This is a genomic window from Mesotoga sp. Brook.08.YT.4.2.5.2. (assembly GCF_003351125.1).
In the GTDB taxonomy this organism is placed as follows: domain Bacteria; phylum Thermotogota; class Thermotogae; order Petrotogales; family Kosmotogaceae; genus Mesotoga.
Window position 1 is genome coordinate 73,093 of record NZ_JPGZ01000031.1, and the last position, 7,292, is coordinate 80,384.

Below are 7,292 nucleotides of genomic sequence, written 5' to 3' on the forward strand. Positions count from 1 at the left end.
TCTTCGCGAGATTATAACATGCGAGGAATTCGAAAAAAATGATAAGATCTGATTGAGGGGTGATGATTTGAAGGTAGCATTTCCCGCTCAGATGAGGGAGATCGATCAAAGAATAATAGACAAGGGAGTACCTTCACTGCTCCTGATGGAGGAGGCGGCTCGCAGCGTTTACGAGGAGATTGCAGACCTCAATATTCGCAAAGCCGCGATTCTGTGTGGAGGTGGCAACAACGGCGGTGACGGCTATGCAGCGGCCAGGCTAATGCATGCCGCAGGCATCGACGTGACGGTTGTTCAGTGCTATGCTCCTACAACCGATGACTGTAAGACAAACGCTACAATATACGTCTCTCTTGGAGGCAAAAGTGTAAAGCTCGAAGAAGAGTCGATAGTTGGCGACTTGCTTGCCGGATCCGATATAGTGGTCGATGCGATTTTTGGAACGGGCTTTCACGGTAGTCTTGAGGAGGAGATTGTTTCCCTCTTCGAGTACGCTAATCGTCTCGATGCTTACAGACTGGCTGTTGACATTCCTTCGGGAGTCTCCGGTTACAACGGTAGTGTGTCCAGAAACTGTTTCAAAGCTGATAAGACAGTGACCTTCGGTCTAGCGAAAACCGGTCATTTTCTCTATCCGGGGCGCGAATTTTGCGGTAAGGTTGTTGTAAGCAGCGCCGGCTTCCACAGAAGCATTATGGATTCTCTCGCCGATTCAGAAGTTATAGACGATGAGATGGCTTCAGAACTTCTTCCGGAGAGAGCTCGCAACAGCTACAAGGGAAGCTACGGCTCTGTTCTTGTTGTTGGAGGAAGCGAAGTCTACACAGGGGCGCCATTCTTAGCAGCCATAGGAGCCTTCCGGTCGGGTTGCGGGCTTGTATATACGTACACTCCTAAAGGCTCTGCAAACGTTATTCGGAACAACTTGCCTGAGGCGATTGCCATGATAAGCAGCGGAGATACTCTCGTCCCAAGAGATGTCGATTACCTTTCAGAAGCTATCGATAGGATTGACAGTATCGTGCTCGGTCCTGGCATTGGAAGAAGTGAAGGGAGCATCGAGTTCGTATTGAAGTTCCTGAAATCCTTCCCGGAGAAAAAAATTGTTGTGGATGCTGATGCGCTGTTTGCACTCGTGAATGATCTCTCGATCTTGGGTCGATCTCGAAATTTACTCATTACTCCTCATATCGGAGAGTTTGCTCGCTTGAATGAAGGAAGAACAGATCTTGCTTCCTTCATTGAGTTCTGTTCACGCCTAAGTATGAACGCCATCCTTAAGGGAGCTTCATCTGTCTTTTGCAATGAGAATGGAAGGATAATTATCAACACAGCCGGGAGTACGGCTCTCGCAAAAGCCGGGAGCGGTGATTTGCTGGCAGGAACTATCGCTGGATTTGCTGCGCAGACAGGCGATCTGGAACGCTCCGGCGTTCTCGGTATGTACTTGATGGGAAGAGCGGCCGAACTGTCAGATCTCTGCGAACCGTGCAACTCGGCGTCAAAGATCTCTGAATCTTACTCGCTCGTATTTGAGCATTTGAGAAAGATGGAGAGAAGGCTTCATGGAACTCGGCCATAACATATCGCAACGGTTAGAGCAGAAGCTTGGCCTTTCGCTCAAGGCTCAGCAGGCTCTCAAACTCCTTCAGCTCAATTCACTGGAAATCTCTGCTGAGCTTGAAGAGATCGTGCAAGCAAATCCTCTTCTGGAAATGAAAAGAGAGGATTACGAGCTTATTGAAGACATAGGCGATTCCGGAAAAGAACCTGAGGATGAAGAGAATACGGATGGAGGCGACTTTTACTCGCTTCCTGCAAGCAACTCAATATATATGAAATCCGAGAGCACCGATCGAGACGGTTGGGACTTTGACAGAATCGAGGCCCAGCAACCGACCTTCAAAGAGATTCTGAGAGATTTTGGCTTCTATATCCTGGACGATGACCAGTTCTGTCTCTTCGAAGTATTGCTCGACAATATGGACGACCTCGGCATGCTAACAGCAGAACTGAAAGAGATTGCCAACCTGAACAATTGCTCTATAGAAGAACTTTCAGCAGTAATTTCGATAATGAGGGATTCAGGCTTTGACGGCGTCTTCGCTTCCAGTCTGAAAGAACTCGAAGCTCTCATAGGCCCCGGTCTCTTCCCGTCTTCGGGATACAGCGACGGCGCATTTGTCAGGTACGTGGAGCCTGATCTTTACATTGAATTTCTGGATGAGAAGTTCATAGTTACCGTTAGAGACTACTCACTCGTCCTGAATGTAGACCCATCATACGAGGAGATTCTCCAGCACGGCGAGAAGATTGCTAGAAAATACATAGAAGAGAAGCTTGAGGAGGCAAAGTTCTACATAACTGCCCTCGAAAGGAGAAAGGCCACCCTTATCACAATAGGCAATGAAATAGTGATGAGAAACGCACCCTTCCTCTTGAAAACGAGCGACAAGATCAGGCCCCTGAAGATGAATGTGATTGCTGACAAGATAGGGGTTGTGGTCTCTACAATTAGTCGCGCCGTGAAGGATAAGTTTGTCCAGACACCGGTAGGAACCTTCCCGATAAGGTATTTTTTCGGTAATGTACAAGAGAAGGAACAAGCACTGGAAGTGATTGCGGAGATCGTGAAAGAGGACCCCGGAATTTCCGATTCACAGCTTGTGGTTGAGCTAAAGAATAGGGACATCTGCATTGCAAGAAGAACTGTCAACAAATATAGAAACCAGCTGGGATTAGGAAAAACGAAATGATAAGAAAAGCTGTGTTGTTTGTCGGTGGGCAGTATATTTCTTCAACAGAATTCTACTTGAGGAAGCTACATGAGACTCCTTTTGTAGCAGCGGCAGATTCGGGTGCCGAGACGTTGAAGCGTTTCGGAATTCATCCTCACCTTCTTGTGGGCGACATGGATTCTATAAGCGAAAGCACTCTTTCCTGGTGCAGAAGTGAGGGTTCCCTTGTCTTGATATACCCGCCTGAAAAAGATGATACAGATACTCAGATCGCGCTTCGGGCCCTTGAAGAACGGGGCATAGCGGAGGTGGAGATCTTCGGCGCCACAGGTCTGCGCCTCGATCACTTCATGGGTACTCTTGCTTCGATCTATGGTGCGCGGAACTCCTTGAAAGCAACAATAGTGGAGGATAGTGTAGAGATCGGAATGGTATCCAAAGAGCTTATCTCCTCAGTAGAACTAGGCGAGACCTGGTCTCTCTTCCCCTTCGGAGGACAGCCGACCATGATCAGTCTAAAGGGCTTCAAATACCCTTTGAGAGATGCATTTCTTGAGTACGGGAACCCGCTTGGAGTTTCAAACGAGACAATAGAAAGAGAAGTACAGATTCTCTGCAAAGGAGGTACCGCCCTATACTTCAGATGGTTGAAAGAGCGATAGTAATATCCGACACGCATGGTTCGTTGACGAGAGTGAAGAAAGTACTTGCTGAAGTGGACGAAAACACTCTCGTTATTCACTGCGGGGACTATCTCTATCACGGGCCGAGAAACCCTCTGCCAGAAGGCTACGATCCCATGGCGCTTGCCGATTTTCTAGGGAAATTGTCCAACAGAATCATTGGAGTTAGGGGAAACTGTGATAGCGAAATTGATCTATCGCTGGTCGGTCAGGAAGATGCTCCAAGCGCCCGTTCTCTGTTGATAAACGATCTCGAACTATTCGTAACGCACGGTCACAAGAACTACCGCTTTCCCAACGATCACGGTTTGGTGATATCCGGTCACACTCACATCTCGCGACTATTGAGCAACGATGGCCTGATCTTCCTCAATCCCGGCAGTCCCTCACTACCCAAGGATGAAACGGGAGGTTCATACGGAATAATCGATTTCAGAAAGCAAACTGTGTCTCTCAAGAATCTCGAAGGACTGGAGCTTCACGTGTTACCCTTCTAGGAGCGCGAATCTTCCCTAAACATGTTACTGAACCCATGATATAATAAATATCTGGGTGATGAATATGGTTTTGAGATGGCATGGACATTCGTGTTTTTCGCTTGAATGCGATGGAAAGACTCTTCTAATCGATCCCTTCGATGAGGGAGTCGGTTATGATATGCCTGCGGTGAAGCCGGACATTATTCTGGAATCCCATCAGCACCATGATCATAACGCGCATGATCGATTCCAACCCGGGTATGTTCTAGTCAACACGCCAGACAGCAGAAACGTATATGGCTTTGCAATAACGGGTCATTCGGTTTTTCACGATGACGTTCAGGGCAAGAAACGCGGCAAGAACATCGTTTTTGAAGTCACAACTCCGGATGGGTTCAGGGTCGTTCATTGCGGAGACCTCGGCCACAGATTGGATTCGGAAATGATCGAGGCGTTGAAGAATCCAGATGTTCTACTAGTACCTGTTGGCGGCGTCTACACAATCGATGGTGGATTGGCACGAGAACTGACGAGAGACCTCGCTCCGTTCTGTGTAATTCCTATGCATTTTAAGACAGAAGACCTGACTTTCGAGCTGGGAAAGGTCGAAGAGTTTCTTGCAGGCGATCCCTTCGAACAACTCGACGAACTAAGACTTGAAGAAAAGGCCGACGCGGGAACCAGAATAGTCGTCCTCAGATATCATTGATCGAGGGCATAATATGGATGAAAAGAGAGTTCTATCTCTCCTAGGAATAGGCAGAAGAGCAAACAAGGTTGTGTTTGGTAAAGAGCAACTTAGGGGTTATTTGAGGCAGCCGTTAAGAAGAAAGTTTCTCATTCTGGCTTGCGATACCAGCGATTCGATAAAGGAAGACTGGGTTAAGAGATGCAAGAGCCACGGGGCAAGCTGTATTCTCCTCAAAAAACACGACCGCATCGCTCTGGGAAAGGCCATCGGCAAAGACAACATCTCTGCAGTGGCAGTTGCCGATGATGGCCTTGCAGAGGAAATCTCAAAGATAATGACACAGGCGGGAGGTGACTGAGCTATGCCAAAAGCCAGAGTCTACGCACTTGCTAAGAGACTTAACATAACGGCAAGAGAGCTGCTGGACGAACTTGAGGAGCTCGGTGTTACCGTCAAGAACCATATGTCCGTTCTTGACGAGGAGACCGTTAATATCATCGTTGGTCTCTATGAGGAAGAAAAGAAGGAGCTCTTAAGGAAGGTCGAAAAGGCGAAGAATAAGATTCAGGAGAAAGAAGTAAAGAATCTTGAGAAGAAATTAGTCTCGAAAGAGGAGCCAGGGACCGAGAAAAAAACTCCGGTTGAGCATAAAGTAAGAACGATCAAGCTGAAGAGCAACGAATTCAAGCTCGACATACTCGCCAAGAAGATGAACGTTCAGATCTCCAAGGTGATAAAGGATCAGTTCATGAACGGGATAATACTTCGCCCCGGCCAGATTCTCTCGCTTGAAGACGCGGTGAAAATTGCCAAGAATTACGAATGGGAAGTGGAGCTGGTTCATGAAGAAGAGATGAATCCCTTTGAGAGCATCGCGAGTTCTTACGCAGAATCTTACAAAGAAAGCTCAAGACTGGTTCAGAGGCCCCCGGTCGTCACGGTTATGGGGCACGTTGACCATGGGAAGACTACGCTTCTCGACAGAATTAGAAAGGCCAAGGTCGCCGAAGACGAAATCGGAGGCATTACCCAGACAATAGGTGCTTACCAGGTCGAGATAAGAAACAAGAAGATCACGTTCATTGATACGCCCGGGCACGAGGCATTCACCGAAATGAGAGCGCGCGGAGCTCAGGCAACGGATATCGTAGTTCTTGTTGTAGCGGCCGACGACGGTGTTATGCCGCAGACTATAGAGGCTTATAACCACGCGAAGACAGCAAATGTGCCCATAATTGTCGCGATAAACAAAATAGACAAACCAAACGCAAACATAGACCTCACGAAGCAACAGCTCGCCTCGAAGCTTGGCCTCGTTCCTGAAGACTGGGGCGGGGACACTGTAACAGTTCCTGTATCTGCGAAAACAGGCAAGGGCGTTGAGGATGTTCTTGAGATGATCCTTCTTGTAGCCGAAGTAGCAGATGTGAAGTGCATTCCCGAAGGAAACGCAAGAGGAATCATTATTGACTCAAGAATGGACAAGGCCGTAGGTCCCCTGGCAACTCTCGTTGTAAAAGACGGGATTTTAAGACCTGGCGACTACGTTGTTGCCGGTTCTGCCTCAGGCAGAGTGAAGGCATTGATTAACGAATACGGGAAGCGAATCAAAGAAGCCCATCCTTCAGATCCTGTGCAGATTATTGGCTTCGACGAGGTTCCCGATGTCCACAGTGTTGTGTACGCGGTTGAAAACCTTGATACTTCAAGATCGCTTGCCGAATACGCAAAGAGTAAGGCTCAGAAAGAAAAATCCGTTACCACCAGGCACCATATCAGGCTTGAAGAATTCCTCTCAACGACTGGCAACACTGACGAGAAGAAGGATCTCAATGTGATACTGAAAGCCGATTCCTTCGGCACAGTCGAGGCTCTGAAGCAGGCCTTGGCCAAGCTAGAGAATAACGACGTCAGGATTGAGGTCGTCCATTCTGGAATCGGCTCTGTAAATTCGAGTGACGTAATGCTGGCATCTGCCTCCGATGCCGTAATAATGGGCTTCAAAGTTAAACCCGATGCCCAGGCAAGAAAACTGGCAGAAGTTGAGGGCGTACAGATCAAAGTTTACGAGATCATCTTTAACTTGATAGACGACCTCAAGAAAGCCCTTGAGGGTCTCCTAGAACCCGAGGAAGTCGATGAAGTGATCGGCCATGGACACATAAAGCAGTTGTTCAGAATCAGTAAAGTTGGAACTATAGCCGGTGTTCAGGTGGACGATGGACACGTGCTTAAGAAAGGCAGAATGAGAGTATACAGAAAGAACGAGGAAATCGCAGACGTAGCGATCGAAGTGCTCAAGCATTACAAAGACGATGCGAGCAGGGTAGATGCCCCAATGGAGTGCGGAATAAAGGCGCTCGGCTTTGATGACTTCCAGGAAGAAGATCAGCTTGAATTCCACAGCAAGAAGAGCGTGAAGAGAACAATAGATTTTACCGAATAAGTCCTTTGATAGATGAATGAGGTCCCTTGATGGGGCCTTTTTTTTGGAAAAAACGAGGTTGCGGGGTGTGCGCACGTCCAGCTAAGGCAAGAATGTTCAGTGGGAGAAAAAGGCCCACCGGGGAAGAAGTCAGAGCCCCGTAGCTTGGATAGCAGTGGGGAAGGAAACTGAACCACTGAAGTCTATTGACAAAGCCATATTAAGTATGGTGAGCGAGTGGTCAGGCCATAACGAAAGTGAACGCACGAGTAGCAT

The 7,292-nt window shown here is 48.0% G+C and carries 7 protein-coding genes; all 7 read left to right on the forward strand.

Annotation, left to right across the window (positions count from 1 at the left end):
* Positions 1–67: 67 nt before the first annotated feature.
* The 7 genes from Q502_RS08180 to infB all read left to right on the forward strand — a co-directional run bounded on the left by Q502_RS08180 (position 68) and on the right by infB (position 7,037).
* Positions 68–1,582, forward strand: coding sequence for an NAD(P)H-hydrate dehydratase (locus Q502_RS08180; RefSeq protein WP_099829200.1), 1,515 nt, complete (start codon positions 68–70; stop codon positions 1,580–1,582).
* Positions 1,566–2,756 carry an RNA polymerase subunit sigma-54 gene (locus Q502_RS08185; RefSeq protein WP_099829201.1) on the forward strand — a complete coding sequence of 397 codons (1,191 nt, stop codon included), beginning with the start codon at positions 1,566–1,568 and terminating at the stop codon, positions 2,754–2,756. The genes Q502_RS08180 and Q502_RS08185 overlap by 17 nt, the downstream gene beginning before the upstream one ends.
* Positions 2,753–3,400 (forward strand): thiamine diphosphokinase, encoded by a 648-nt coding sequence (locus Q502_RS08190; protein ID WP_099829202.1) that lies wholly within the window; start codon positions 2,753–2,755, stop codon positions 3,398–3,400. The genes Q502_RS08185 and Q502_RS08190 overlap by 4 nt, the downstream gene beginning before the upstream one ends.
* 32 nt (positions 3,401–3,432) lie before the next feature.
* Positions 3,433–3,918, forward strand: a complete 486-nt coding sequence (gene yfcE, locus Q502_RS08195; RefSeq protein ID WP_243392250.1) for a phosphodiesterase — start codon at positions 3,433–3,435, stop codon at positions 3,916–3,918.
* Positions 3,919–3,982: 64 nt separating this feature from the next.
* A complete protein-coding gene (locus Q502_RS08200; protein ID WP_243392251.1) occupies positions 3,983–4,609 on the forward strand; it encodes an MBL fold metallo-hydrolase in 627 nt (208 codons plus the stop codon).
* 13 nt (positions 4,610–4,622) lie between these two features.
* Positions 4,623–4,949: a 50S ribosomal protein L7 gene (locus Q502_RS08205; RefSeq protein WP_099829205.1), complete on the forward strand. Its 327-nt coding sequence runs from the start codon at positions 4,623–4,625 to the stop codon at positions 4,947–4,949.
* Between the two features lie 3 nt (positions 4,950–4,952).
* Positions 4,953–7,037 carry a translation initiation factor IF-2 gene (gene infB, locus Q502_RS08210; RefSeq protein WP_099829206.1) on the forward strand — a complete coding sequence of 695 codons (2,085 nt, stop codon included), beginning with the start codon at positions 4,953–4,955 and terminating at the stop codon, positions 7,035–7,037.
* The last annotated feature ends 255 nt before the right edge of the window (positions 7,038–7,292 follow it).